The following is a 26305-nucleotide window of genomic DNA, read 5'->3' on the forward strand; positions in this document are numbered from 1 at the left end:
CACGGATGCGGGATTGTCTCACCAAGTCGAATCCACTCTCGAACGTTCCTGGATTTAGCAACATGACCGACAATAAGATGGCTGAGACCACCGAGCGGCTCAACAACTTGGGACACCTCTCGGCAGGGGTTGGCCATCACGTGATCAACGCCTTTAGCGCCATCGTGAGCAACGCGGAACTGCTGCGGCTGAAGACCCCGATGCCACTGGTCGTCGACCCTGCTTCACTCGCCGACACCATCGTGCGGACGGCGCTCGAGGCCTCGACCGTCGCCCGCCGGCTCATCGACTACACCCGTCCGGTCACCTCGATCGATGCCGACGATCGAACCCAGGCCCCCGCCGTCGTGGCGCTCGACCGACTGGCGGAAGACTTCGTGTCTGACCAGTTGGAATATGGCCCTCCCGGCGTCGATTGGATCACCGACCTGGCGCCGATCCCCTTGATCCGCGGGCACTACGACCAGCTCCGTGGCATGCTCGGCCACCTGATCAGCAACGCCTACGACGCGATGCCTCACGATGAAGGAACGGTCTGGCTCTCCACCTCGACCGACTCGCGCGGTTGGGTCGTGCTCGAGCTTCGCGACTCGGGACAAGGGATGGAGAGCGAGACGATGGTCCGCGCGGTGGAACCCTTCTTCAGCTCCAAAAACGGTCACCTTGGAGTCGGGCTGAGTATCGCCAACGGGATTTGGCGCCGCCATCGCGGCACCCTCTCGCTCCGCAGCCAGCCTGGTGAAGGGACCGTCCTTCGCCTCTGCGTCGAACCCTACCAGAATTCGTGATGGGCGATGACGTTAACCCTTCGTCCCGCGTGTGGCCGAGCGCGAGATCCGGCCATCCCTGTTGATACGGACGATGGTATGTCGACCCATGTCACCTGTGACGTAATCATCAACGACCGCCACGTGAGCCGTTGTGTCCCTGGTGGCATGGATTTCGAGTTGTCCCTCCTCCCGAGAGTGCATCGTTTGATGAACGCTCGCACCGGGAAGCATGGTGCCGATGGCGACATCGTAGCCGCCACCGGAGAGGCGAACATGTCTGAGTGTCTTCGCTGAATCGTTGTGAACGGCAACGGTGTAACGGGTCGCGAGGTCGACGGCCGTGAGACTGATGGCGAGCGCCACCGGGAAGTTTACCAACAACAGCGCCGTGCAGGCCAACATCGGTTGCGTACGCCGGGGTTCGGGGAGATCACGAGGCTGATGACCCCGATGAGAAAGGCTGCGAAACCTAGAGCGGTTCCCGACCGGCTGGCGCACGGAAAAAGGGGGACAGGCACCCGGCCTCCCAAGCGTTTGGCGAGATTCAAGGGCTCAGGGGCCGGGAGCCAGTCCCCTTTATCCTCCGCTGTGCGCTATGCAAAGGAAAACCGCTCTAGGTAGAGCGTGAGCAGACCCGCGGCCATTAGCCAGTCCCAGCGGGTGATGAGCCAGAGCAAGAAAATGGCGATACCGACGAAAAGCGGAGTTGCACCACAAATCAAGGAAATCTTGTAATAGGGACTCATGGAATGGACCCGGCCTCAGATCGAGCGTCCACTACTGGAGGTTGAGGGATCGCGGCCCGTGGATCGGCCGATCAGAATGTCTTGGCCCTTGCACCCGATGCCGGGTGAGGCCGCGATCCTCGTCACGACGCCGACTCGCTCACCCCGACGAGCAAGTCCAATCGAGGCCGAAGCCCTTGGGTTAATTCCGTTGGCTGGCGAGTGACCCATGGGAGGAGGGTTGTGCGACTGGGAAGCGGACGATCACCCGCGTACCCTGGCCCACGGTGGAGCTGATCGAGATCTCACCACCCAATTGGTCGACCATCTCGCGGCAGATCGCCAGCCCGAGTCCGCTTCCCTCGACTCCGGAATGCTCCTCGCGTGAGAGTCGATAGAACGGCTCAAAAACCTTCGAGATCGCGTCCGCGGGGATTCCGGGCCCGCTATCGGTGACGATGAAGGTCCAGGTTTCCCCCTCGTGGCGGGCGGCCAATCGAACCTGTCCCCCGGCGGGCGTGTATTTCAGCGCATTGGCGACGACGTTTCCGAAAATCTGCTGGCAGCGGGCGGCATCGGTCGACACGGTGGTGTCAGCCCCCTCCATGACGCATTCCCAGCTCACTTTGCGCGCGACGACATCCTGGGCAAAATGCCGATCGATCTCGCGAATCAGAGCGCCGATGGTGAACGAGCCATAGCAGAGCGGCCGGGTGCCTTGGACGAGTCCGGCGTAGTCCAGATAACTTCGTGTCAGGCGGAGCAAGTCATCGCACAGGACGACCATCGTCTGGACATGCCCGCGCTGGTCGTTTGAGATCGGTTTCGCCGCCGAGCCGAGGATCAGGTCGAAGCCGGCGCGCAGCGAGATCAACGGTCGACAGAGCTCGTGACTCAGATTCGACAGGATCGTCCGCAACTCGTCATGCGCGATCAAGGGCCGAGCCGCGGGGTTCGGGGCTGAGGTATGCAAATCAGTGCGCGCGTCCATGTTCCTCTCTCAACGTCTCCCCAGGCAACGGGGGACGAATGCGAGTGGCCTTCGATCAAGAGAGGCCGCCTTGGCCTCTCCCGAGCGCCCTTGGCCGTCGTCGGAAGGCGAAGTTGATGGCAAACGAAGTCGCTTAGCTAGCTTACCACGATCTCGTTCGAGAGCACCTGGTGGCCGTCGGTGAGATCAAGCACGGCCTGTTGGGCCAATTGCTTGGCGTGATAAGTACGGGAGCGGCCCTGGAGGACAATCGAATCGGCCGAGCAGACCACGTGGAGGTCGCGGATCCGACCGCTCGCACGTTGTTCGATATAGCCTTCCAATTGCTCGGCAAGCCGTTCGATGCTCCCGCCACGTCCGGACCGCCGAGGGTCCATCCCGGAGTCAAACGTCATCATGCCCAGTCTCCATGGTGTTCGGCAGCGCTACAGGAACATCCGATGCTCACACAATGCCGAGCCAGTGGTGGTGGAAAGGAACTCGCCCAGAACTTTGCTTTGTGGGAGATGAACAGACTTGCGTCCCACCGTTCCAGGCGGCCGGGGCCCTCGCCACCCTCCTTGAGATTTCCACTGGCGCTCTTGCTCCGAAGCCGTTTGGCGGCGACTTCGCGTCGAACCAAACACCCTTAGCCTAGCGAGGTCGATACCGAAGGTCAAACAGGAAGTTTACAGATCTTGCGAATAACCGCTACTTCGCCGCGCGGGTTCCGACGGCTGATGGGGGGATTCCAGGAGCTCGTCGGCTTGGACGATGGACTCAGCGAGCTTGGACATCGGCATCCGGCGGTCCTGGCTCTGCCGTTGGAGGAGCCGAAAGGCCTCGGACTCGGAGAGGCTGCGTCGGGTCATGAGGATACCCTTGGCGCGTTCGATCAGCTTGCGCTCCCGGAGTGTGAGTTCTAAAGTGTTGACATTTTCACGTAGTGTGCGGATCTCACGGGCTCGTGCCACGGCCACCTGGAGTGCGGCGTGCAGGCTCGGGCTGGTCACCGGCTTGAGCAAGTAGTAGAGAACCCCGTCCTCGACGGCCTGGTCGATCAGGTTCGGGTGTCCATGCGCGGTCAGAATGATGACGGGCGTCCCCGGGTCCCGGACGATTTGTCGCGCCGCGGACAGGCCATCGAGCCCCGGCATCTCGATGTCCATCAACACGACGTCGGGCAGGGAGCGTCGACAAACTTCGATGGCGTGATGTCCGTCATTGACCACGGCCACAACGTCGTAGCCGAGCGATTCGAGTTGACCCTGGAGGCCGGCGGCCACCGGTTTCTCGTCATCGGCGATCAGCACCTTGTACGGTCGATTCATAAGACCAACCTCCCTTGAACGTCCCACTCGGACGGAAACCTGCGCAAATCCCATGAACGTCGCAATCGCGGCGAATGTTTGCCCACAGCGCCAAACTCGCCGGTTCTGAGGCAAGCCCAAGTTTTGCCGGAGGGAAATCTTGACGATCTCACTTTGAGCACGCACAATTCGTACCCATCTCCTTCCGGCGAAAATGTTATCGTATCATATCCCTGGGCACGGATCCTCCTCGGTCGAGAGTGGAAATGGTGACACGGCACGCGCACGCCCCCCTCACATTCAATGATCTGGCCATTGGCGACGAGTGGGAAAGCCCAGGGAGAACCGTCACCGAGGCGGATGTCACGGCGTTCGCGGGGATTTCCGGCGACTTCAATCCGTTGCACGTGGACCATGAGGGGGCCCGTCGCGGTCCGTTTGGCAAGCCCGTGGCCCACGGACTTCTTGGACTTTCGATCACGTCGGGGCTGACGAGCCATGCCCCCTGGGTCGACACGATGGCATTTCTTGCGATCCTGGAATGGAAATTTCTGCAACCGATCGCGTTCGGCGACACGATCCGGGTGATTTCCCAGGTCGTGGCGTTGGAACCGCGGTCGCGCGGACGACGGGGCGTGGTCACCTGGCAGCGCCGTCTGCTCAACCAGCACGGGCAGGTGGTCCAAGAAGGCTCGACCCAGACGCTCGTTCGCGGCCGGACCCGCCCCGAGGTCAGCGACGAGGGGACGTGCGTCTGACGCCTGAACTCGACCCAAGCCGCCGCCCCATCCCCGTTTTCTCTTCCCGTTCGGCCCCGAGGTCCCTGATTGTGGCCCAGTATCGCACCGAGGTGTTCATCGCCGACGACCGCTATGTCTGTCTGCAACTGCCCGCTAACCTGCCCACGGGACGAGCGCTGGTCACGGTCGTCGTCGTCTCCTCCGACCCGTCCGATCCCGAACCGGCCCCGGACGTCGAACCCGACCACCAAGACATCGAATGGTGGGACGAATTCGACGAGGATCGGGAGCGTGTCGGTTGACCTTCGCCCAGGGGGAAGCGGTTCGATAATCACCTCGGTCTCATTCAGGAAGTCGAAATCCGGAGCGAAAGGAAGTCACGGACTTGGGTCACGATCGCCGGCTCGGTAGGCAGGCGTTCGATGCTGCTCGCGCCGAAGAAGCCCACAATCCCCCGAGTCCGCTGGAAAATCTCCGCGACGTCGGTGGGTTCGGCGATCGGTCCGCCATGGCAGAGGACCAAGATCTCCGGGCGAACCGCCTTGGCCGCGTCGGCCATCGCCTGAACCCGGCTCGCCGCCTCCGCGAGCGTGATGGCTGATTTGGCCCCGATCATTCCCCGGGTCGTCAAGCCCACATGGGGCACGATCAGGTCGGCACCGGCCTCCGCCATCGCGCGCGCTTCATCGACGTTGTGGACGTAGGGGCAAGTCAACAAATCCATCTTACGGGCCTGGGCGATCATTGTGACTTCCAAATCGAAACCCATCCCTGTTTCTTCAAGGCCCTGGCGAAAAAGTCCGTCAATCAGGCCGACGGTGGGGAAATTTTGGACGCCCGCGAACCCGGCGTCACGCACTTCTTTCAAAAATCGCGACATGACCCGGAACGGGTCGGTGGCGCAGACTCCGGCCAGGACCGGTGTATGCTTGACCACGGGAAGGACTTCCGCCGCCATCTCCATCACGATCTTATTGGCGTCACCGTATGGCATCAGGCCCGCGAGACTCCCACGCCCCGCCATCCGGAATCGGCCGGAATTGTAGAGGATGATCAGGTCGATCCCGCCTGACTCGGCACATTTTGCACTCAGGCCGATCCCGGCTCCTCCTCCGATCAAGGGGAGACCCTGGGCGATCTTGCGACGGAATCGATCGAGAATCTCGCTGCGAGACAGAGAAACGGTATGAGACATCAGAGACCTTTGCGCAGGGGCAGTAACTCCATCATTGCACGCGCCGCGGCCGTTGCGAACGATGGATCGTTGAGATGCTCGTCGCGCGACTCAACGCGGACGTGGGGGTGTGCGGCGAGTTTCCAAGTCAGAGTCGAGAATAAGGCGTCATCAGCATCGGGGTCGTGAAACGGCTGACCCGGGGCATCGAGCGCGGACAGGCCGCGACGAGGAATGAGGAGCACGACCGGGCCTTGGGCCCGGCTGAGGACTTCGGCCATGTAAAGGCCGAAGCCTTCGTTCTCCTCGGGGGTCGTCCGCATCAAGGTCACCGACGGATTATGCAGGTGGAACTTGCGGCCGATGAACTGTCTGGGCACCGTCGCCCTCGGTCCGAAATTGACCATGTCGAGCGCACCGAGGCTGATGACTTGAGGGACGCCATGTCTCCCCGCGGCCTCGAGTCGATCGGGGCCCGCCGAGAGCACGCCTCCCACCAGTTCGTCCGCGATCTCGGTGGTTGTTAAGTCGAGCACCCCTGCGATCTGGCCGTCGCGGACGAGGCCCTCCATCGCTTGCCCGCCCACCCCCGTCGCGTGGAACACGATGACCTCGACCGACTCACCCTCCAGGACATGACGGGCGCAATCGACGCAAGGGGTCGTGACCCCGAACATCGTGGCCGCGACCACCGGCCGCGAACTCGAACGGATGATTTCGCGCGAATCGCGCGGCAGACAGATCATCCCGGCGAGTCCGAGCGCGGCGTTGGTCAACGCCGTTCGGCTCAGGCGATTCAGGCCGGCGATATCGGCCACGGGGAAAACCATCGTGATATCACTGCCACGGACATAAGGGCGAGTCTGGCCACTCGCCAGCGTGCTGACCATGACCTTGGGGACCCCGAAGGCGAGCTGGCGCATCGCCGAGGTGGCGATCTCGGTACCGGCGGAGCCGCCCAGGCCAAAGATTCCCGCGATCGCCCGCTCCGACCCGAGTTTCGTGACCAGCCTGGCCACTCCTTGCGCGGCGGCGGCGACGGCCTCGCCCCGGTCGCCGCACTCACGGACCGCGGTCAACGTCGTTCCCGCCAGTCGAAAGACCTCGTCGCGGTCGATGTCGGGAGGAAAGACGGGAGGTCCCCACGAACCGACGTCAATTACGAGGGGCTCGAGACCTTGTTTCCGCAGCAGGTCGCGAACGAACGCCAATTCGTGCCCTTTGGTATCAAGGGTACCCACGAGGAGAACGAGATTGGCTCGCACGAGAGACCTCGTCGTGAATCAAAAGGCAGTGAGGTGGGGACGGAGTCTGATTGACACCCGGCTCGTACCACATCATCTTGACACTCCCCACGCCAGAAGGCGGGGGATTCTCAGTTCAACGTGGACCGCCTACAATGCGAAGGTCTTACACCCACTCCCTGAGCGTTTGGAGGCCGAAGCCTCCCGTTCCTGTGTGCCCCACAGTACGTATCTGACGAAGACGTCTCTCGACGTTTCCGACAGCGTCGAGTTGGGGATGACTTGGTTCTCGCCACCCCAGACGCTTTCTGTCCCTTCAAAGTTTTACGCCGGATAGGAATGTTCTCCCGGCAACCGGCAACTCTGAGTTGTCAAAGAGCGGTCCTCGAAAGGACGATTCAAGTATGCGAAGTGTCTGTTCAGACGTCAAGCAGATTAATGCCTGATATCCCCACGACTGAAGTCGGGGGTTTTACGGCCAATTTTGATAACCGATCGGATTGGAACAAGTTCCGCCGAGTTTGGAAAGACCCTCGTGCCATGACCGGATGAACCTCGACACTCTCGAAGGCGCTTGATTTTATGCCGATAGGTCAACCTTCGTCCCTCCCGACGGCCCTGGTGACCGGAGCCGGCCGCGGTATTGGTCTCGGGATCGCGACCGCCCTCGCCCACGCCGGATATCGCGTCGCCCTGAGCGACATTGATGAAGCCTCGGCCGCTCGATCCGCGTCCCACCTCAGCGATCAAGGCTTTCCGACGCTCGGCGTGTGGCTGGACGTGAGCCAGGCGGACGCCTGGGCGCGGGCCGTGGCGGAAGTCACCGAGCGCTGGGGCGGGCTCGACCTCCTGGTGAACAACGCGGGGATCAGCCCGCGAGGGACGGTTGAATCGACCGACGAAGCGCTCTGGGATCGAACCTTGGCGATCAACTTGAAGGGGCCGTGGTTCGGCATCAAGACCGCGCTTCCCTGGCTCCAGCGGCGCCGGGGAACGATCGTGAACATCGGCTCGACCCGGGCGACCCGACCGATGCCCGGCCTCTTCTCCTACGTGACGAGTAAGGCCGGGCTACTCGGCCTGACCCGTCAGGTGGCCGTCGAAACCCTCGGCCAGGGAGTCACCTGCAACATGGTCGCTCCCGGCTGGGTGGATACCCCTGGAGAACGCCTGATCCAAGCCGAGCAGGGGAGGCCGGAATTCCCCCAGGGCGTGAGTCACCTGACCACGGCCGAAGACGTCGGAGGCGCCGTCGTTTTTCTCGCGTCGCCCGCCGGCCGAAAGGCCAATGGGGTCATCCTCTACCTCGACTCGGGACTTCATATTGCTGACGACGCGGGAATGGTCTACCTGCCGCACGAGAAATTTGTCCGTTATCATCAGCCGACCCCGAATCCTTGACCGTCCCCAACGGAGCCCTGGTCGTGAGTGAATTCCTCTACTGCCTGAACACGAGCACGATTCGGCCCACTCCGTTGCTCGAGAAGATCCGGATCGCCGGCCGCTTGGGCTACCAGGCGCTGGAGCCTTGGAACAACGAGATCGACGAATATCTGCGTTCGGGAGGAACCCTCCCTGACCTGCGAAATGCACTCGCCGACGCCGGGCTCAAGGTCGTGAGCGTCATTGCACTCCACGGTTGGGTCCTGGCCCAGGGAGCCGACTACGCCAAAGTCAAGGACGATTGCCGGCGGAGGATGGAGCAAGCGGCCGCCTTGGGCAGTCCCTCCATCGTGGCGAGCCCGCCCCAAGAGGAAGTCGATCTCGATCAGGCGGCCGCCCGGTTTGGAGAACTCCTCGAGCTGGGGCGTCAGTGCGGCGTGACTCCATCCATGGAATTCCTCGGCTTCGTCGCGGGCGTCAAGAACGTCGCCAGCGCCCTGGCCATCGCCACCGGCTCGGGCGATCCCCGGGCGACGGTCGTCGCCGACGTCTTTCACATGATCCGTGGTGGGGGTTCGGTCGACGACCTGCTCGCCCTTGAAGGGCGGCAGCTTGCCTGCTTCCACCTCAACGACCTCCCCGCGTCGCCCGACCCGTTGGCTCAAACCGATGCCGATCGCGTCATGCTCGGCGACGGGATCGCCGACTTGCCCCGAGTGATCGCCAACCTCCGCACCATCGGCTTTCGCGGTCCGCTCTCGCTCGAACTCTTCAACCCCACCCTCTGGGGCCAAGACCCCTTCGAGGTGGCCAAGACCGGCATCGAACGGATGAAGCGCCTCGTCGAGCGATAATCGAGCGCACAGGCGTCACAGCCTCCACGGACAATTCGTTAGTGATCGCCAAAGTGGACTTGGAGATTCGGGAGACTCTTCTTGAGGTTGTCGATCCCGGCCTGGGTCGCCTTGGTCCACGAGATATGGAGGTAGCGCAGGTTCTTCAAGGCTTTGAGATGGACGAGGCCCGCGTCCGTGATCTGGTCGCCAGAGATGTAGAGCTGCCCCAGTTCCGGCAGGGCCTTCAACACGTCGAGCGAGGCGTTGTCCAGCTTGTTGTAGTAGAGGTTAAGCTGGTTCAACCGGGTCATGCGCTGGAGGTTCGCCACGCCTGCGCCGGTGATCTTGTTGTCCGGGAGGAAGAGGCGATCGAGTTGCGTGAGCCCTCGCAGATGCGCGAGACCAGCGTCGGTGACGTTCCCCTTGGTGACAGCGAGGACTTCGAGATTTTTGAGGGGGGCGAGCTGGGCCATCGCGGCGTCGCCGATATCGGAATGACCGAGGAACAGGTATTTGAGCTTGGGGATCGACTTCAAATGGACGAGACCGGCGTCGGTGATCCGGGTCTGTTCCAGTTCGAGTTGCCTGAGTTCAGGCAAGGTTTGGAGATGAACGAGACCGGCGTCGCTGATGTCGGTCGACGTCAGTTCGAGCCAGTAGAGTTTGGACATGCCGCGAAGTTGAGCCAGGCCGTTATCACCAATTTTGAGCCATCCAAGCATAAGCTTGTCAAGGCTTGGAAATGTTTTGAGGAGTTTGAGGCCGGCCTCGGTGATCCGTTCGCTCTCGAAGGCGGGATCTTTGCCGATATCGAGGTAGCTGAGCTCCGGCAGGTCCTTCAACACGGCGAGGCCGGCATCGCCAACGTCGGTGGTGTGGAGCGTGAGCATGTTCAGCCATCGGAGTTTTCGGAGCGCACGTAATCCCGAGACGGTCACGAGCGTCGTGTCGATATTGAGTTGGTTCAGGCCGGTCAGGCGACTGACGGTTTCGAGTCCGGCATCGGTCAAGGGAGTGCGGATCAGGTCGAGGTTGCGGAGGCTGGTGAGCGCCGCGAGATTTTCGAGGCCGGCATCACCCACCCTGGTCTCGCGCAACGAGAGCGTGCGGAGCTGCTTCAAGCCTCGAAGATGAACCATCCCGTCGTCGTCGATCGCCTTGGCGCGCAAGTCGAGGTCGGTCAAGGTGGCGAGGTCTTCGACTTCCATTTCCTGGAATTCGTCGGAGATCGACTGGAGGTAGGTCAAGTCGGCCTTGGTCGGACGAGCCGCCGCCAGGATCCGTGGGGTCGGCCTGGCACGTTTGTTGGCCGTGAAGGTCGCGGCGACCGGATAGGAGGTCGGTTGGCCGATCGGCTTCGGCGGTGTCAGCGCCCCTGAGTAGGAGTACAACGCCTGAGCGACCCCCGACCGACCGTCCTTCCGCGTAAACCGGAAGAGCGAGCCGACCCATCGCGAGTGGCCGGCCGTGAGCAGCGAGTGAATGAAGTAATATCCCTGCGCATCGCGGCGGACCTCCGACAATCGGGCCTCGGTCCCGTTCCAGCCCCAGACATCGATCGCGCCCGACCCTTCGCCCCAATGGCTGCCCAAGCTGACCTTGGTTCCCGACCAGTCGCCTGGCCCGAACCGGAGTTTGTAGGATTCAAACTGAGGAACATACCCTTCATCCTTTGGGCCAAGCTTGCCACCGAAACCGAGGACTGCAACCGTGTCGGTGGGGATTTTCGCCTGGCCTTGATAGGGAATCAGGGCATTGGCGACCCCGTGTCAATCGTCGCGCAGGGTGTAGCGGAGGTTCACGACCACCCAGTTCGGTGCGTTGGCCGTTGCCAACGAATCGATGACGTAGAACCCATCTTTATCCTTGAGCGTGTCGGTGCATCGGACCTTGAGGCCTCCCGTCCAGTCCCAGAGGTCGGTGTCCGGGTTCTTGTCCCCCCAGGCGCTCGTGACGATGATCCGGGCCCCTGCCCAGTCGCCCGGCCCGAACCGGAGCTTGTACGACTCGAAGCCAGGGATGAAGCCTTCGTCCTTGGGGCCGACTTTTCCACCGAAGCCAAACGCGACGACCGAGCGCTCGGTCACGGCGGGGTAAGCCGTGGCGATCGCAACCGCCCCTTTTTTCTTGGCCTCCGCGGGAAACGGCGCCGCGCGTCCGCTCAGGCTCAGGCTCGGAATCGCCCCAATCACCAGTGCGGACAAGACAATCTTCGCCGCTAAGAATCGACTTGGCCTGTGCACGGCGCGACCTCCGATTTACCGTCGTCGGAGCAGACGAAAACCACGGATGAGCCTGTCCTCAGCCAGCAATCTCCGCGGCCGAATCGAGGCCGGGAGGTTCGGAATGCCCCGCCCTTATATCGTGAGGATTCGAGTTTTTTACCGAGCATGGGGCGACGGCCCGGCCCGGAGCCGATGCATAGCCATCCCGGACCGGGTCTGATCCGGGATGGGGCTCATATTGTCACTTGTTTGAGTGTTAGTACTTGGCCATCTCGGCCGTGCCACGTTCGGGATGGAGCTGGCGGATGTAGCTGCTCGCGCCGTCGAGCATCATTTTGAGCTCGCTGCCCAGGGCGATGAACTGCCAGCCTTCGGCAACGCGGCGCTCGACGTCGGCGAGTGAGTGCAGGTGGATGCCGCAAGGAACCCCTTGGCGCTTCGCCGCCTCGCGAATCCGGGTCAGGGTTTCTTCCATCAGCTCGGGGCTGGGCGGAGTGCCGTCGGGCTTGCGGAGTGAGGCGGCGAGGTCGTTGGGGCCGACGAAGATTGCGTCGATGCCGGGAACGGCGTAAATCTCGTCGGCGATATCGACGGCTGCGATGTGCTCGGTCTGGATGACGACCAGGATCTCGTTATCGGCTTGCTGGTAATAGTTTTCCGCGGTAGCGCCGTAGTTCATGGCGTGCATGCCGCCCCCCACCGAGCGGTTACCCACGGGTGGGTACTTGGCGGCGGCCACGATCGCCTTCGCTTCGGCGACGTCCATCACCATGGGGACGACGATCCCCATTGCGCCGCAGTCGAGAACCGACTTGATGTATTCGTGGCGTGACGCGGGGACACGGGCCAACGGGACGCAACCGGCATCGGCGATGGCGCCGAACATCATGGCGGCGGTCTGGATGTCGGTGTGCGTGTGTTCCATGTCGACCGTCAGCCAGGGGAAACCCGACCGCGCCAGGAATCGCGCGGCGACTACGCTCCCGAGCGACAACCATGTGCCGATTTGTGGTTTCCCCTCGCGCAACGCCTTCTTGACCGGATTCGGTTTCAATGCATCTCTCCCGCCAAACATCTGCCGCCGGCTGACGAGGGCTCAACCATTGGACCAAAGTCAGATCGTCCGGGGCGAGTTTGCCAAGTCCCGAACGGTCCGGCAAGAGGCGATCCCCAACCGAGTGCGCTCGGTTCACGCAAGCTCCGCGGGCCACCCTGTGAAGGTCCCGATCTCAAGTCCGCCGAAATGCATGCAGCCATGCGGCTTTTCGGAGCAGATCGCCCATTGGCTGCGAGTGGAATGGAATGGTGAACGCGAGTCGGTCCAGCGTGCTCTCGCTGACGAGTGGCAGGCCTCGATCGGTGGGCCGTGGCCGGTGATGAGGGCAAAATTGGTCTGAGCGTCGAAGGTGGCCAGTCACGAATCAGGGCAGCGGTCGTTATTGATTACTGCCTTGTGCGAGAGGTTGGAGTCAGGTTATAAACGTATGGGCTGAGGAGAAAGTTAGGGAACGCTGAGCTCGGGATCATCGCGATCGGTGAAGGCGTCAGCGAACCGGAGAGTGAACCCGGTGCGGCCTCGGGGTGTGTCGAGCCGAGTTCGCCGCCGTCGCGATCGCCCCGCACATGGCGGCGAGCGTGGATGGAAAGGTTGCGTTCGTGCGAGGGGCACATCGTAGCCATCCGACGGATTCCTCAGCGTCGAAGTCGAAGCGGGTTGTCACGATTCGATCATGAGGAAATACGTGATCGTCCGGTTCAATTCAACACACTCCGGGTCGAATCCAGGCTAGTTTTGTCGATTAGGCAGGTGTATAATCTAAAACCCCCCACCACCCACCTTGGCCGAACTCGATTTCTGCGTTGGTGAACCTGGGTTCCTCGGATCGGCGCGATCGAGCGAACGCTCCGATCAGCTCTTTTTTTTTATCGCCTTCGAAATTGGTTCGCCCGACGTACTCCAGCCTATCAACCGAAGTGTTTCACTTCCGGGGTCCAGGTGATCGAGCGGCCTCATCCGGAATGTTTCACTTCCGGGGTCCAGGTGATCGAGCGGCCTCATGTCGTTATTGACTCATCAGAAGAGAGAAAGGGACGCAATTATGAAGAGCCGCCGCGGTTTCACGCTCATTGAGCTTCTCGTGGTGATCGCCATCATCGCGGTACTGATCGCCTTGCTCCTGCCGGCCGTGCAGGCCGCCCGCGAGGCCGCCCGCCGGTCTCAGTGCGTCAACAACCTCAAGCAGCTCGCGCTTGGGATGCACAACTACCACGACGTGAACGGCTCGTTCCCAATCGGCCGCCAGAGCGGACCGAGGCGGACCTGGGCGTTCAGCATCTTCGCCAACATTGAGCAGACCGCTCTCTATAACGCGATCAATTTTACCACTGACTTCTACCAGCCCCAGAACACGACAATCATTCGGACGGCTGTCAACGTGTTTGACTGCCCCTCGGACGTCAACAGCTCGGCGTTGGAAGAGCCTTCCTCCGCCTACCCTCGTGCCAAGGCCGACTACATGGTCAACTTTGGGAACACGCATTTCGACCAGGATCGGGGGGGCAACCCACTCCAGCTTACGGGGCAGCCTGATGTGTACTACCAGGCCGCTCCGTTCAGCTTGAACAAATCGGCCGGCCTTCGCGACATGATCGACGGCACGAGCAATACCCTGCTGTTGTCGGAAATCATCGTCGGGGCGAACAACGGTGTCAATTCCGACCACCGGGGCGATCTCTATAATGATGATCATAACTGCTTTTATTTTAACTCCTACTCGTCGCCGAACTCGAAGCAGATTCCTGATCGGATGCAGGGCTACTGCCTTTATCCGAACGCGACCAACCCGCCCTGCGTCGATTCCACCAGTGCAACTCCCACCGTGTCGTTTAATGCGGCGCGAAGCTTCCACTCGGGCGGCGTGAACGCGGCGATGGGTGACGGCTCGGTTAAGTTCTACAAGGACACGATCTCGCTGCAGACCTGGCGGGCCCTCGGTACGATGAGTGGCGGCGAGGTGATCGACGCCAGCTCGCTCTGAGTCGGGCGACTGCCGTGTTGGAGTCGGCTCGGGACGAACGGGCCGTTCTGTTTCCGAATGGCGGGCCTTTTCGACTTGGAAATCATGGGTGGCGCCTCGACCTGCGCCTCCCGTGGTCGATTTCTGGAATCCTCAAGTTCGTTTGGAGAGGTAACGATGATGACGCGCACGACCTGGTGTCGCGCCGTGGTGGGCGGTCAAGCGCTCGTTCTCGGTTTGCTCACGGGCTGCGGCAGCAAGGAGCCCGAGTTGACTCCTGACCCGGCCCTGGCCTCGAAGCCGTTCCCCAAGGTCGATTCACCGGCTGACAATAAGAAACCGAAACCCGCCTCATTCCCGAAAGTGGGCGAACGTCGCGGGCCCTGAATCTCACCTCACGCCATCTCGTTATCCCACTCCGCCTCCGTCGCCAATCCCCGTTTCACCGCGGCCGCCGCCCTCCCTCTCTCCGGATGGGCGGGGCGCGACCCCTGCCTGTCAGGAACACCGAGTGGCCGAGCCAGTCCACCCATTGGCTCACGCTTCACCCCACCCGTTCCCCCTTCTTCGGCGCGATCAGCCGTGGCGTTATCGATGGGCCGACGAACCCCGTAGGGTGGGCACCGCCCACGGCCCACCTCTTAACCTCCATTTTGGCAAAGAGATAAGGGAAGGTGGGCCGTGCCCACCCGACGGGACGAATCCGATCCTGACCGCCGATCGATCGCAGATCGTGGATGGATTCATCACGGGTTCGGCGATGCTTTACGGCCCAGGATTCCGATCTCCTTGCCAAATGACCTTGTGACGTCTGCGTCGCGAATCCGTGGGCTCATGTCCTGCGTCCTGCCGATCACGCCGCGGAACATGTCCGGGCGGTTTGGTCGTGTCGGAGGAGGGGCTCGCCCCGTGAATTCGTGGCTGTCCGATCGATTCGAACGCTCGGACTCGCGTTCCGACTTGGAGATTCCGTAAAATGCAGCACACTTGTTCGTCCGTGCGGTCGACGGACTGAGGCAGTCCGTTGGGCACCTGGCGGGAATCGGCCTCCTCTTTGGCGTCCTTTGTGGAATTTCGCTCGTTGCGAGTGAGTGATCCATGCGAGTGACCGTCGTCACCGAGACCTACTATCCTCAAGTCAACGGCGTCTCACGCACGCTCGGACAGCTTGTCCGTTACCTCGGCGAGGCGGGGGATGAGGTCCAACTCATTCATCCCGACTATGGCGTCGAACCCAACGAGGATCGGACGCTCCTGGTTCGGGCCTGGCCTCTGCCGTTCTACAGGGAACTCCGCCTGCCGCTGCCGCCGTTCGGCAAGATCCACCGGCGGATCGACGAATTTCGCCCCGACCTGATCCATATCGCCACCGAGGCGACCCTGGGCTTGAGCCTCCTCGGTCACGCCAGGCGGCGCAACATTCCGGTGGTCTCGAGTTTTCACACCAACTTCGACCAGTACAGCCATCACTATCGGGTCGGCTGGGCGAAGGGGACGATCTGGCGCTATCTTCGCTGGTTCCACAATCGGACCCTGGAAACCTACGTTCCGTCGTTAACCACCATTGCGGAGTTGGAAGAGCGCGGGTTTGAGCGCTTGGTGCTCTGGCCACGCGGCGTCGATAGCCACTTGTTTCGTTCCGATCGCCCGGGGCGAGCGCGAATCAGGGCCGACCTCGGATTCGAGCCGGAGGATGTGGTGCTTGGCTATGTGAGTCGATTGGCCGTCGAGAAGAACGTTGCCTACCTGGTCGAGGCGTTCGAGCGCGTGGCCGCCGCTCGCCCCCACGCGCGGTTCCTGCTGGTTGGCGACGGACCGGCGCGGGCCGACCTCGAGTCGAAGATCGGCGGGCAAGCCCGGTTCGTTGGCTATCGGAGTGGCGACGACCTGGCCGATCACTATGCGGCCGCCGACGTCTTCGCCTTCTCGAGCCTGACCGAAACCTTCGGCAACGTCATTCTCGAAGCGATGGCCTCGGGCCTTCCCGTCGTGGCGCTCAGGGCAGGGGGGGTGGGCAACATCGTCCAGCCAGGGGTCAACGGCTTCTTGCTCGAGCCCGACCAATCTCCGGAGCAGTTTGCCGAGACCCTGATCGAACTGGTCGACGATGTGGCGCTGCGGCAACGGCTCGCGCAGTCGGCTCGCGCTTTTGCGGTGGGGAAAAGCTGGGATGCCGTCATGGAGTTGCTCCGCCAACGCTATGAGAAGATCATCAGCGAAGTAACACCCCAGGATCTCTCACCTGTGCTGGCCTCATAAATCGAGCGTGTTCAGCGGGGCCGCGCCGGCGAGTGGTAGGTTTCGAATTCGCGGTATTTCGCCCGCTCCACCCAGAGCGGGTAGCCTTGCGCTTCGTTCCCGACGAGGTGTGAGGGGAGGTAGCGCTCGCGGAGGAAGGTCTGCAACTCGGGGAACGGGGGGTAGCCCACAAAGATCAAGGCCGGGGGATGAGCGTGGAGGTCGCGCATGATTCGGTCGATCCGAGGCCGGATCAAGGGGTGATTGGAATTCGCGTACGCTTTGAGGAGGTTGTCGACGAAGAAGTGGCGCGAGGTGGCATCGAGGCCGGAGTAGAAGAAGAGCGGACTCTGCCAGCCCCAGATGTAGAGTTGAGGGGCGTCGGTCCAGAGCGCGGAGCGCGCCGCGAGGTCGCGACCGAGGTCGCGGAGCACCACCCATTGTCCGCCCCCTTTGAACTGGACGGTCAGCATCTCGGGGGGAGTCATCAAGTAGTCGCGCACCTGGATTCGGACCGTCCAGACCAGGGCCAGGCAAAGTAAGAGGACCCAGGCCGCCCAACCGACGGCACGGACCCCTCCCGCCATCATTCGCGACACCGAATCGGCGAGGTGAACCGCCACCACGACCGCCAGGCCGGGCAGGGGAAGCAGGTAATAGTGCTGCCAGAAGAGGCCGGGGAGTGCGACCTGGATCCAGGCTGAGATCGTCCAGGCCGCGACCAGCCGCCTGGCCATTGTCGAGGTACTCGTGAACCCCAACGCGATGACCGAGGGGAGGCCCGCGAGCCAGAACGGCCAGGTTCCCGACCCCCACCAGACGAGGTAGTCGGTCTTTCCAAACGGGGGGGGAGATGCCCCGACGGGTCGGCATTTCCGGTCACCCAGCGCATCCAGAACGGAGGTGCGTTGGGTTCGGCCGGAGTGTCGGTGGCCAGTGCGCGGCCGTATTGGAAGATGTCCTCGTAGGCTGACGTGCCCGCTCCCTGGAGCACCAGGATCAAGGCGGCCGATCCCCAGATCAACACGAATCCAGCCGCCAGGGTGATTACGTCCTTCAGGCGGTCCCGGAACGGTCGCGCCTGACAGAGCAGGCCAATCGCGAGCACGGGGCCATGCAGGATCACCACCTGCTTGAACAGGCAGGCGATTCCCAGGCAAACACCCGAGGCAAACAGCAAGCGTCGACTTCCGCGATCGATGGCGGCGATGAGGGCCGCGACCGACGCGATGGCGAAGAGGTTGATCGCGTGCTCGAAGTTCGCGCCGTTGCCGTAGAGGTAGGGGTCGGTACTCGCGACGGCGTAGAGGAACGCCGCCAGACAGGCCGCGCCCGGTCCTCGGAGCCTCAGGCCGAGCCACCAGACCAAGGTGATCGTCGCCAGGATGATCGGGATCGGCATGACGCGAACCGTCAGCTCGTCAGACCCGCCGATCGCCAGGGCCAGGGCATAGAGCCAGTAGCCCCCGGGCGGCTTGTTCTCGGTCAGGTCGCGATACATCACTGCGCCTTGGTCGATCCGGCGGCCGATGTAGGCGTAGGCCGCCTCGTCGCAGTCGAGCGGCTCGGCCTCCGCGCCTGAGACGGGCCAGAGATCGAGGCCGAAGCGATCGCGCAAGGTCGGGCCGAAGGTGTGTCCGCGGAGCCAGACGTCGAAGATGAGGAGGCCCGCGAGGACGAGCAAGGACCAACGCGGGGTACGGGCCGGTTTGATGTCTGTCACGGTGTCGATGTTCGTTTCGCCGTGTTAAGATCGGATGTCGGGCGGGCCTCGACATCTCAAGGGATCGTCATGGAAAAGTTTATCCGGAACCTGAATCCGCCGCGATGGGTTTCGCCCATCGTCGCTCGCGTCCACCCCGCTCGGCCCTGGCTGCTCGGAGTGGTTTATTGGCTCGCCCTGGTGCCGCTCGCATTCTCACCCAAGATCAGCGGGAACGTTTCTTCGCGGTACATGACGATCGAGGGGATCGTGGAGCGTGGGACGCTGTCCGTGGAGTCGTCGCCGCTGCGGGCCGCCAGCGGCACCCCGGACCTGGTCCGGTTCGGCCGTCACCTCTATTCCGACAAGCCCCCCGTTCTGTCGGCGATTGGAGCGGCCGTCTACGCGGTTGTCTACCAGTCAGGTGTGCGATTCAGCGGTTCGATGTCTGAGTTCGTGGTCGCCAACTGGGTTCTGGTGGTGAGCATCGTCGGGGTGGCGTCGGCCTTGACCCTGGTCTGGCTTCGTCAACTCCTCCAGACCATTCCGATCGCGCCCTGGGTCGCCGATGGCTTGACGCTCGGTTTCGGGTTCGGCTCGCTGTTGCTGGCGTATGGGGTCACCTTCAATAACCACAGTGTCGCGGCCGGACTTGTCACGGGTGCCCTGGCACTGACGTTGCTCGAGGATCCCGAGCACAAGCGTGTGCCGCTTCGCCGAGCGCTCGCGGGTTTACTTGCCGGCCTGACGGCGACCGTCGACCTCCCGATGGGGGGAGTCTTGCTGGTGGCGCTGAGCGTCTGGCTGACGCTTCGCTCGCGCACGATGCCCTGGTCGTTTCTGGCGGGAGCTTGCCTCCCCTTACTCTTCCATTGCGTGCTCCAGCCGCTCGTGACCGGAACCCCGTTGCCGGTCGAGATGTATCCCGATGCGTTTGACTATCCTGGATCGTACTGGGCGACGGCCGGGGTCTGGAAGGAGACAGGACCCCGCTGGCGGTTCGCCCTCGAGTTGCTGTTCGGACCACAAGGCTGGATCACGGTGACACCGGTCCTTGCGTTCGCTGCGATCGGTCTCGGTTCGGCGCTTGCGCGACGGGACGACCCGCTCCGGCCGTTGGCGCTGGCCGTCGGTGGAATGGTCGGCGTGCTCGTCGTCTACTATGTTTGGGGCGTCCGGCGAACCGACTACGCGGGTCAGTCATTCGGAACCCGGCACCTACTCGCGATCACTCCCGCTTGTTACTTCTTCGCCGTGGCCGGAGTCAGTCGGTTGAAGAGCAAGCTCGCGTGGGCCGGCTTCGTCATCCTTCTGGTGGTCGGAAGCCTCTACGGCGTGGCGGGCCTGCGTGATCCTTGGAGCCGAATTGAACGGCGGGTTGCGACCGACCCCGCTCTGCGATTGCTTCAAAACGGGGTGATCTATCCCTGGAGCAGTTACCAGAGATAGCGAAGGGGGCCACTCCTTGGGTTCCTTGAAGTCTCTTCGGAATTGCAGAATGCGCACATCACTTTACTAATTGATCCTTCGGCGGTTTACCATAACGATGGAGCACGCGGTCGCCTCAACAAAGCGTTGCCAACCCGCCCACGCGAACGTTCGCTAGCAAGATGATCCCGCCTTTGCCGGTCCCTGCGGGACCGGCAAAGGCGGGAAGCTCGCGTCACAGGACCGGCGCCATTCGACGGTAGACCGTTGGAGAGGCCACGCACTTGCGAGGCGACAGCAGGGGCCGGCTCATTTGGGAAAGCCGTTGGTTAGCCAACTGGCAAGTGCTTCCTGAATCTGCTGGCCAGTCATCGTCGTGCCCGCGACGTCCGCCTCGTAGCCGGAGTCAGTAAGGTAGGGGCCGCCGGGGCCACCCGGCATCTGCGGGATGCCGTCGTCTGCCAGTCCATTGGGGTTCGTGAGGATGACATAGAAGTTGGACTGAAGTCCTTGGCCCACGGAGGTGTTCATGATCGGGATCCCGACGTTTGGGACCTCGCCGGTCGTGAACAGGGAATAGTCCTGGTCGTAGTCCCCGGTCTGACGCCAGAAGGCTCCGTGAGGCTGGGGGTGCAGCGGCGGATGAGCGCCCTGGGCCCATGTACTCTTGGCTAGGATCGCGTCGAGCAAATTTTGGACGTCGGCGAATACGATTGCCATGAGTATTCTCTCGTTAGCTCGGGTCGAGGGTCAAACGGATCCGGGTCCGAGTAAGGTTCACGGTCGTTGGAACGCCCATGTTGGGAGAAGCTGATCGGTCGACCAGCGGCATGCTCACGGTTGCTGTCGCTTCGCGGCCGCCTCGCGCTCGTTCAGATTCTTACTCTGCTGGAGCGTGTCGCGCAGCGCCCGAAATGCCGGGTTATTCATGAGCAGGTTGGGGGTCGAGGAACTGGCGGGGAACGCGTGGTCGTTGAGCGACCAAACGAAGTCGGTGGGCTTCATCGTTGCGTTGTGGCAGGCCATGCACCCCGTGAACACGGAGCCTTGCTCGAACGTCTCGAGCGTCGTATTTGCGAACGCTGTGGTGTTGTTTGGCGCGGGCAACCCGGGGAACGTATTGGGCGCGGTCCCGGGAGTGGTTGGGCTATTCGGTTGGAGGGGCCACTGAGTCATCACGAGGTCGTAGTACCGCCAGACGGAGTCGGGTGGGAGCGCGGCGTGGTACGCGGCATTCGTCGTTTGCGTGGAATCGTGGATTGGCTTGACCCGGGTCACGTTGAACGGGGGCGGTGTCGGTGCCAAAAGCACCTGGGAGAGTGAGTAGGGGTTCGTTGCGGGCATGGGCGAGCTGGTGCCGTCGTTGAACGTGAACGTCCCGGGCGCGCCGGGCTGGGCCGGCGGGACGTTGTCCACGTGCTCGAACGTCGTCCAGATCCACTGCGGTCGGCTCGGTGTTTTCTGGACGATGTGCAGCCCGACGAGTCCCACCTTTGTCGTTGCGCACTGGCCCGAGACCGGGTCGAGCATGCTTGCCGTGCGGGTGTAATACCGCTCGGGATGGGGAATGTTGGTCATATCGATCCAGGCGGCCTTCACGTCGAGTGCGCCGTCGTCGAACGTGACCGTGGCTGGCGGCGTCGGCAGGTTGCTCCGCAGATACCATTTCTGGTTGCGGATCTGGTTGAACTCGGTCTCATTGTAGGCTGTCTGGAATCGAACAGAGGTGGTGTTCTGCACGAGCAGGGGACCGACCAGAGTTCCGAACCCCGCCTGACCAAGGTTGCTGAATTTCGAGAACGAGCCGAGCGTCAGATCGCCCCAGGATTCAGTCACTCCGCAGGGGTTGTACTGGGGCGAGTCGAATTGGTTCCAGGCCGTGGGCGCCGACCCGTCGGAGTGGAATACTTCCGCCAACGATTTGTACGTCTCGAACACCCGGGGCCCGGCTCCGTCGACCGTCTGGCTCGGATCGGGCTTGCCCCGTTGGTTTTTCAAAGCCGGCCAGACCACGGCGATGAAGGCCCGCCACGAGTAATCATCGAAGAATGCGATCGGATTCCCCGGGGACCCTCCGGGGATCGAAACATCCGCCGGGACCTGCGGTTGGTTGATGACCGGAGTGGGCATCTGTCCCCACGCCATGGGAACCAGGGCCAGAATCGTCAAGTAAGCGGTAACGACGGTCATCGAACCCTTCGCCGTACAGACCACGGATATCAAGCGAGACCCTCTCATTATCCACCTCCTAAGATTGTTGTGGGACCTACATAGATGCTTGTTTCGTGGCAACACATGCCAAACCCGCCAACTCGGGGGAGATCCAATCGGCAAGTGAGGTCTGCCGGACTTGCCCGTTTGCGCGGTCATCGAGTGTGACGGCTTCGCTCCCGGCCAAGGCGAGCCGCGTTTCATCAGCCACCGATGAATTCATGGAACAATCGTCGATCTCACGTCTTGAACAACGGATCTGTCAAGACAAGCCATTTCAGACGATTATGATCTATTAAGCTCACTGGTTCTAAAATTGCCACAGAAAAAGAGAAAAATGGCAATTGTATGCTCGGGTAACCCATTCGTCGAATGAACGGTTGCTCCCTGGAACCGCATTCGCCCCGCCCGCCCACAGGGCATTGTGATAGTCTCTCAGAGGACGATCGCTTGGGTTAGACCGTCTTTGGGTGGTTTGTGTTTTGAAATGTAGAGAGTTGAATTGTTTTTGGCCCGGGTTGACTTAGGCCGCCCTGTTAGTGCTAAAAACGGCGAGGACGTGCGCCATCCGTCTCCGACGGAAAACCGCTGGAGGAGTCAGGGATTCTATGGGGTGATCCCGATCACAGGTTGGACTCAACCCATGAGTAGAAACCCGGTTTTTGCGATCAAAACATGTAAATTTATTGATTGAAATGCCGATATTTTTTGTTTTGTTGGTGGCTCGCCCCGCCTGGTTCGAGAGGGCGACGTACCGCGGACACACCGTGCCGGAGACTGAGAGATCTTCGAGGATTGGCAATACCCCCCCCCCCTTTTCGGCGATCGCGGTGTGAGTTCCCTCGACGCGGGCTTCCGAACAGGTTGCCCTGCAACCTGTTTCGCTCTGTCACTCCGGTTTCGGCTGGCGTGTGAACGTGCCCTGGCCCCGGATGTCGAGATTCTCGATCACGACTCGAGCCGCTTTCCGGTCCGGGACGACCCAGAACGTCACCGCGCTCGGGCCGCCGGCCATTTCACCTTCCGGCTGGTATGTGAACACGTCGCGGTCGCGGTGCCGCAATGCAAACGTGTTCATTGTTTGACCGATCGAGAGCCGCAGTGACCCGTCCTGCTCTCGCACTTCGAGGTCGCCGAAGTTGTCATTGCGGTAGCTGCCGAGATAGGCTACCGAGGGCAGTGGCGGCAACTTCGGCGCGGGGGGCATGGAATCGACGGTCGCCGTACCGTAAGCGGGCTTGGCCAGGGAGGCGAAAATCGGCTGGAACATCGCGAGCCAGTCTTTCTCGATTTTTCCTTTCAGCACCAGGTCGAAGAAGCTCGCACAGACCGCCTCGGGTACGCCGATCGGCGCCGCGTTGGTCAGGACAACGATACCGAGGCTTTCGGCCGGCAGTAAGGAAACCGTAGTCGCAGCGCCCAGGTCGAATGCGCCCGAGTGGCCCAACCGGACCCGGCCGTCGGCGTCATAATTCACGTTCCAGCCGAGGCAGTAGAAGCCGGCTCGGTCGGTCGTCGGGTCCTCCGGCGGGTGGCTGATGATCTGGGGCCGGTGCGTCTCTGCCAGGGCGTTGGCCGCGACGACTTGCTCGCCTGCAAACTTGCCGCCGCCGAGTTGCAGACGCAGCCAATGGGAGAGGTCGCGTACCGTCGAACTGGCACCGCCGGCCGGGGACTGGGCGTCGGGCTGGCGGGTGTACCGGGCGACCCATTGGCCGCCGGCGCGGACGTGCAGCGAGGCGCGGTTCTCGGCTGCCGCGTAGTCCGCGAACCGAAAGCTCGACGACTTCATGCCCAGGGGACGGAAGAGCTTGTCGGCGGCGAGGTCTTCCCAGGCCGTCCCGGCCGCCCGCGCGCCGGCGAGTCCCGCTTCCGTGTAGCCAAAGTTTGTGTAGGCGAAGTGCGTGCGAAAGCGGCTCTCCGGCTTCTCAAAACGCAACCGGCGCAGAACCTCAGCCCGCTCGTAGCCCAGGTCTTCCAGAAGATCTCCTGCGTGGTCTGGCAAGCCGCTCCGGTGACAGAGCAGGTCGCGGAGCGTGACCTCACGCGTGACGAAGGGGTCGGCGAGGCGAAAACCGGGGTCGTGATCGATTACGCGGTCGTCCCAGTGAATGAGCTCCTTGCCGACCAAGAAGGCCAGCACCGTCGAGGCGATCGGCTTTGAGAGCGACGCGAGCTGGAAGACCGTGTCGGCATCGACCCGCGCTGATTTGCCCGACTCTCGGATCCCGTAGCCCTTGAGATGGATTACCTGATCCTTGCAGACAATGGCGACGGCCATGCCGGGCACGCCGGTCTGCTTCAAAGTATGTTCCACGAGCCGATCCAGTTCGGGAAGCACCCCCTTGACACCCTGGGGGGTGATGTCCACCGCCGCTGCCCCCCCTGGTCCACCCATGATAGCATGAAGAGAAGTGTCGCCGAAATGCGCGAGACAATAGGTTTCATGTTCACTCTCCGGAGACGAGACCTTGCGAGCGCGCGACCCGGCTTGGTCCTTGAGAGCTCGTCGGGATCAGGCGGCACTTCGTTGGCTTTCAAGTGCAAAAAATCGGCGGGCCGTGGGTCATCGGCTTGGTGGCGTTGGGCGAGTCGACTCGTAGGTTTTCAGCATCGCCTCACGGCGGTCGCGAAACTCGGAACCCGGCGTCCACTCCGGGAATCGGTCGCCGTTGGCGAGGCGATGACCGACTTCCTTAACGAGTTTCAGGTCGTCGACCGCGCCTCTGAGGTCCCAGTCCGGCTTCACCTGGTCGCTGACCTTGTGATAGTCGTTCTGGGTGTATTCCTCGCGTTTGAGCCGGCCGAAGTCGTCGGGCTTGCCGACGTAGCTCACGCCTGCCTTGACATTCAAGGCGGGGACGCCTTGCTTGGCGAACTCGAAATGATCCGACCGATAGAAGAGGCCTTTCTCCGGTTCGGCGTCGGGGATGACCGTGCGACCCTGGACCTGGGCGAGCTCACGGAGGAGGTCGTCGAGGGTTGATTGACCGAGGCCCACGCTCGTGATGTCGCGCGTCCGCCCCCAGAGATTGATGACATCCATATTGATGTCGGCCAACGTCTCCGCGAGCGGATAGAGCGGGTGCTCCGCATAATATTTCGCGCCCAGGAGTCCTTTTTCTTCGGCAGTCAGAGCGAGGAACAAGATCGATCGCTTCGGAGGGGGCTTGAGCTCCGAGAAGAGCTTGGCGACCTCGAGTATCGCGGCCACTCCGGAAGCGTTGTCGGCCGCGCCGTTGAAGATCTTGTCGCCGTGCAGCGAATCGTCGCGCCCGAGGTGATCCCAGTGGGCGGTGTAGATGATTTGCTCCTTCTTCCGTTCCGGGTCTGCGCCCTCGAGTCGCGCGACCACGTTGCGCGACTTGACCTCACGCATGGTGCTTCGGACGGAAAAACGCGCCTTGGCGTTGAGCGGGACGGGTCGAAAGTCCTTCGAGAGGGCTGCTTTTTTGAGGGCATCGAAGTCTTGGCCGCTAGCGGCGAAGAGCTGTTTGGCCGGTTCGAGGCCGATCCAGGCTTCCACCGCTACGCGTGCCGTGTCTTCGGCAGCCTGGCGAATATCGAAGTTCTCACGGCCCCAACTGCCGACGACCACGGAGTAGGGATAACCGGCGGGGCCGGTCTCATGGACCAGCAGGGCGGCCGCGGCTCCCTTCTCCGAAGCGATCTCGTATTTATACGTCCAGCGCCCGTAGTAGGTCATTGCCTTCCCCTTGAACAGCGCGGGGTCGAGCTGCGTGGGGTCTTTGGGGTCGGGGACGGCCGGGTCGTTGACCAGCATGACGATCGTCTTGCCACGAACGTCGACGTCTTTGTAGTCGTCCCAGCCGTACTCAGGCGCGACGACCCCGTAGCCGACGAAGATCACGTCGGAGTTTTCAACTTTGACCTCTTGGGCCATCCGTCGTGAGACGGCGACCCAGTCGTCCGGGTACTTCAGATCGATCGACCGAGGCCCGACCCGGAACCCGCCTGAAACCGCGCTCGCCTGAAATCCGGTGAGCGGCACCTCCTGGACGAAGGTCCCATCGGGGTTGCCGGGCTTCAAGCCGAGCTTGCGGAACTGGTCGGTCAGATACTTGACCGTTCGTTCCTCGCCCGCTGTCCCCGGCGCTCGGCCCTCATACTCATCCGAGGCCAGGACCTGGATGTGGCCGAGCAACTCGGCGGCCGTGGCGGGATCGGCCGCGTCGTCCTTGAGGGGCTCAGCCGCGGTGACCGTTGTCACCAACGCCAGCCAAATGGCAAGTCCTCCGCGCCATCGGGTCATGGATCTCATCGCGATTCCTTGAGGATGTGCCGGAACAGGCCGGCGGCGGGCGTCGTTGG

23 protein-coding genes are annotated in these 26305 nt (G+C 62.4%); 9 read left to right on the forward strand and 14 right to left on the reverse strand.

From position 1 onward, the window contains the following. The first annotated feature begins 62 nt into the window (after positions 1-62). Positions 63-788 carry a sensor histidine kinase gene (locus BUS42_RS40825; protein ID WP_074317707.1) on the forward strand — a complete coding sequence of 242 codons (726 nt, stop codon included), beginning with the start codon at positions 63-65 and terminating at the stop codon, positions 786-788. A 12-nt stretch (positions 789-800) separates the two neighbouring features. Here the strand turns inward: BUS42_RS40825 and BUS42_RS40830 are convergent, their stop codons facing one another. The 4 genes from BUS42_RS40830 to BUS42_RS40850 all read right to left on the reverse strand — a co-directional run bounded on the left by BUS42_RS40830 (position 801) and on the right by BUS42_RS40850 (position 3796). Further along, positions 801-1172, reverse strand: coding sequence for a hypothetical protein (locus BUS42_RS40830; RefSeq protein ID WP_074317709.1), 372 nt, complete (start codon positions 1170-1172; stop codon positions 801-803). Positions 1173-1697: 525 nt separating this feature from the next. Then, the gene (locus BUS42_RS40835; protein ID WP_074317711.1) at positions 1698-2486 is read right to left on the reverse strand and encodes a sensor histidine kinase; all 789 of its coding nucleotides are present in this window, start codon (positions 2484-2486) and stop codon (positions 1698-1700) included. A 137-nt stretch (positions 2487-2623) separates the two neighbouring features. Next, entirely contained in the window at positions 2624-2884 is a 261-nt protein-coding gene (locus BUS42_RS40840; RefSeq protein ID WP_074317713.1) for a hypothetical protein, read from the reverse strand. Between the two features lie 270 nt (positions 2885-3154). Further along, entirely contained in the window at positions 3155-3796 is a 642-nt protein-coding gene (locus BUS42_RS40850; RefSeq protein ID WP_074317718.1) for an ANTAR domain-containing response regulator, read from the reverse strand. Positions 3797-4041: 245 nt separating this feature from the next. On the opposite strand from BUS42_RS40850, the gene BUS42_RS40855 reads away from it, so the two are divergent. Next, entirely contained in the window at positions 4042-4533 is a 492-nt protein-coding gene (locus BUS42_RS40855) for a MaoC/PaaZ C-terminal domain-containing protein (protein WP_074317721.1), read from the forward strand. 71 nt (positions 4534-4604) lie between these two features. After that, positions 4605-4817 carry a hypothetical protein gene (locus BUS42_RS40860; RefSeq protein WP_074317943.1) on the forward strand — a complete coding sequence of 71 codons (213 nt, stop codon included), beginning with the start codon at positions 4605-4607 and terminating at the stop codon, positions 4815-4817. A 44-nt stretch (positions 4818-4861) separates the two neighbouring features. Here the strand turns inward: BUS42_RS40860 and BUS42_RS40865 are convergent, their stop codons facing one another. Both BUS42_RS40865 and BUS42_RS40870 read right to left on the reverse strand, forming a co-directional pair. Continuing rightward, positions 4862-5710, reverse strand: a complete 849-nt coding sequence (locus BUS42_RS40865; protein WP_074317723.1) for a phosphoenolpyruvate hydrolase family protein — start codon at positions 5708-5710, stop codon at positions 4862-4864. Further along, entirely contained in the window at positions 5710-6954 is a 1245-nt protein-coding gene (locus BUS42_RS40870) for a Tm-1-like ATP-binding domain-containing protein (protein WP_074317725.1), read from the reverse strand. Before BUS42_RS40870 ends, BUS42_RS40865 begins: the two co-directional genes overlap by 1 nt. A gap of 561 nt (positions 6955-7515) precedes the next feature. On the opposite strand from BUS42_RS40870, the gene BUS42_RS40875 reads away from it, so the two are divergent. Then, positions 7516-8334 carry an SDR family NAD(P)-dependent oxidoreductase gene (locus BUS42_RS40875; protein WP_254054128.1) on the forward strand — a complete coding sequence of 273 codons (819 nt, stop codon included), beginning with the start codon at positions 7516-7518 and terminating at the stop codon, positions 8332-8334. Positions 8335-8357: 23 nt separating this feature from the next. Next, the gene (locus BUS42_RS40880; RefSeq protein WP_074317945.1) at positions 8358-9170 is read left to right on the forward strand and encodes a sugar phosphate isomerase/epimerase family protein; all 813 of its coding nucleotides are present in this window, start codon (positions 8358-8360) and stop codon (positions 9168-9170) included. 38 nt (positions 9171-9208) lie between these two features. Here BUS42_RS40880 and BUS42_RS40885 read toward each other — a convergent pair whose 3' ends face one another. From BUS42_RS40885 to BUS42_RS40895, 3 genes are all read right to left on the reverse strand, one after another. Further along, entirely contained in the window at positions 9209-10744 is a 1536-nt protein-coding gene (locus tag BUS42_RS40885; RefSeq protein ID WP_074317726.1) for a hypothetical protein, read from the reverse strand. 177 nt (positions 10745-10921) lie between these two features. Then, positions 10922-11356: a hypothetical protein gene (locus BUS42_RS40890; protein ID WP_074317728.1), complete on the reverse strand. Its 435-nt coding sequence runs from the start codon at positions 11354-11356 to the stop codon at positions 10922-10924. 277 nt (positions 11357-11633) lie between these two features. Further along, on the reverse strand, positions 11634-12431 hold the full coding sequence (locus BUS42_RS40895; RefSeq protein ID WP_074317730.1) for an HpcH/HpaI aldolase family protein: 798 nt from the start codon (positions 12429-12431) through the stop codon (positions 11634-11636). Positions 12432-13476: 1045 nt separating this feature from the next. Here BUS42_RS40895 and BUS42_RS40905 point away from each other — a divergent pair. The 3 genes from BUS42_RS40905 (at position 13477) to BUS42_RS40920 (ending at position 16653) form a co-directional block, all read left to right on the forward strand. Further along, positions 13477-14415, forward strand: coding sequence for a DUF1559 domain-containing protein (locus BUS42_RS40905; protein ID WP_074317735.1), 939 nt, complete (start codon positions 13477-13479; stop codon positions 14413-14415). Positions 14416-14571: 156 nt separating this feature from the next. After that, a complete protein-coding gene (locus BUS42_RS40910; protein ID WP_074317947.1) occupies positions 14572-14781 on the forward strand; it encodes a hypothetical protein in 210 nt (69 codons plus the stop codon). Between the two features lie 711 nt (positions 14782-15492). Then, a complete protein-coding gene (locus BUS42_RS40920) occupies positions 15493-16653 on the forward strand; it encodes a glycosyltransferase family 4 protein (protein WP_074317741.1) in 1161 nt (386 codons plus the stop codon). 565 nt (positions 16654-17218) lie between these two features. Here BUS42_RS40920 and BUS42_RS40925 read toward each other — a convergent pair. Next, on the reverse strand, positions 17219-18355 hold the full coding sequence (locus BUS42_RS40925; RefSeq protein ID WP_254054129.1) for an ArnT family glycosyltransferase: 1137 nt from the start codon (positions 18353-18355) through the stop codon (positions 17219-17221). 69 nt (positions 18356-18424) lie between these two features. Between BUS42_RS40925 and BUS42_RS40930 the strand changes: the two genes are divergently transcribed. Beyond that, on the forward strand, positions 18425-19783 hold the full coding sequence (locus tag BUS42_RS40930; protein ID WP_074317744.1) for a hypothetical protein: 1359 nt from the start codon (positions 18425-18427) through the stop codon (positions 19781-19783). Positions 19784-20071: 288 nt separating this feature from the next. On the opposite strand, the gene BUS42_RS40935 is transcribed toward BUS42_RS40930, so the two are convergent. The 4 genes from BUS42_RS40935 to BUS42_RS40950 all read right to left on the reverse strand — a co-directional run bounded on the left by BUS42_RS40935 (position 20072) and on the right by BUS42_RS40950 (position 26255). Next, complete coding sequence (locus BUS42_RS40935) at positions 20072-20482, reverse strand: hypothetical protein (RefSeq protein ID WP_074317746.1); 411 nt, start codon at positions 20480-20482, stop codon at positions 20072-20074. Between the two features lie 114 nt (positions 20483-20596). After that, a complete protein-coding gene (locus tag BUS42_RS40940) occupies positions 20597-21952 on the reverse strand; it encodes a hypothetical protein (protein ID WP_074317749.1) in 1356 nt (451 codons plus the stop codon). Between the two features lie 910 nt (positions 21953-22862). After that, positions 22863-24344 carry a serine hydrolase gene (locus BUS42_RS40945; protein ID WP_074317752.1) on the reverse strand — a complete coding sequence of 494 codons (1482 nt, stop codon included), beginning with the start codon at positions 24342-24344 and terminating at the stop codon, positions 22863-22865. 195 nt (positions 24345-24539) lie between these two features. Beyond that, entirely contained in the window at positions 24540-26255 is a 1716-nt protein-coding gene (locus BUS42_RS40950; protein WP_083671422.1) for a M28 family metallopeptidase, read from the reverse strand. Between the last annotated feature and the right edge of the window lie 50 nt (positions 26256-26305).

The sequence above is a fragment of the Singulisphaera sp. GP187 genome (assembly GCF_900129635.1).
Classification (GTDB): Bacteria; Planctomycetota; Planctomycetia; order Isosphaerales; family Isosphaeraceae; genus Singulisphaera.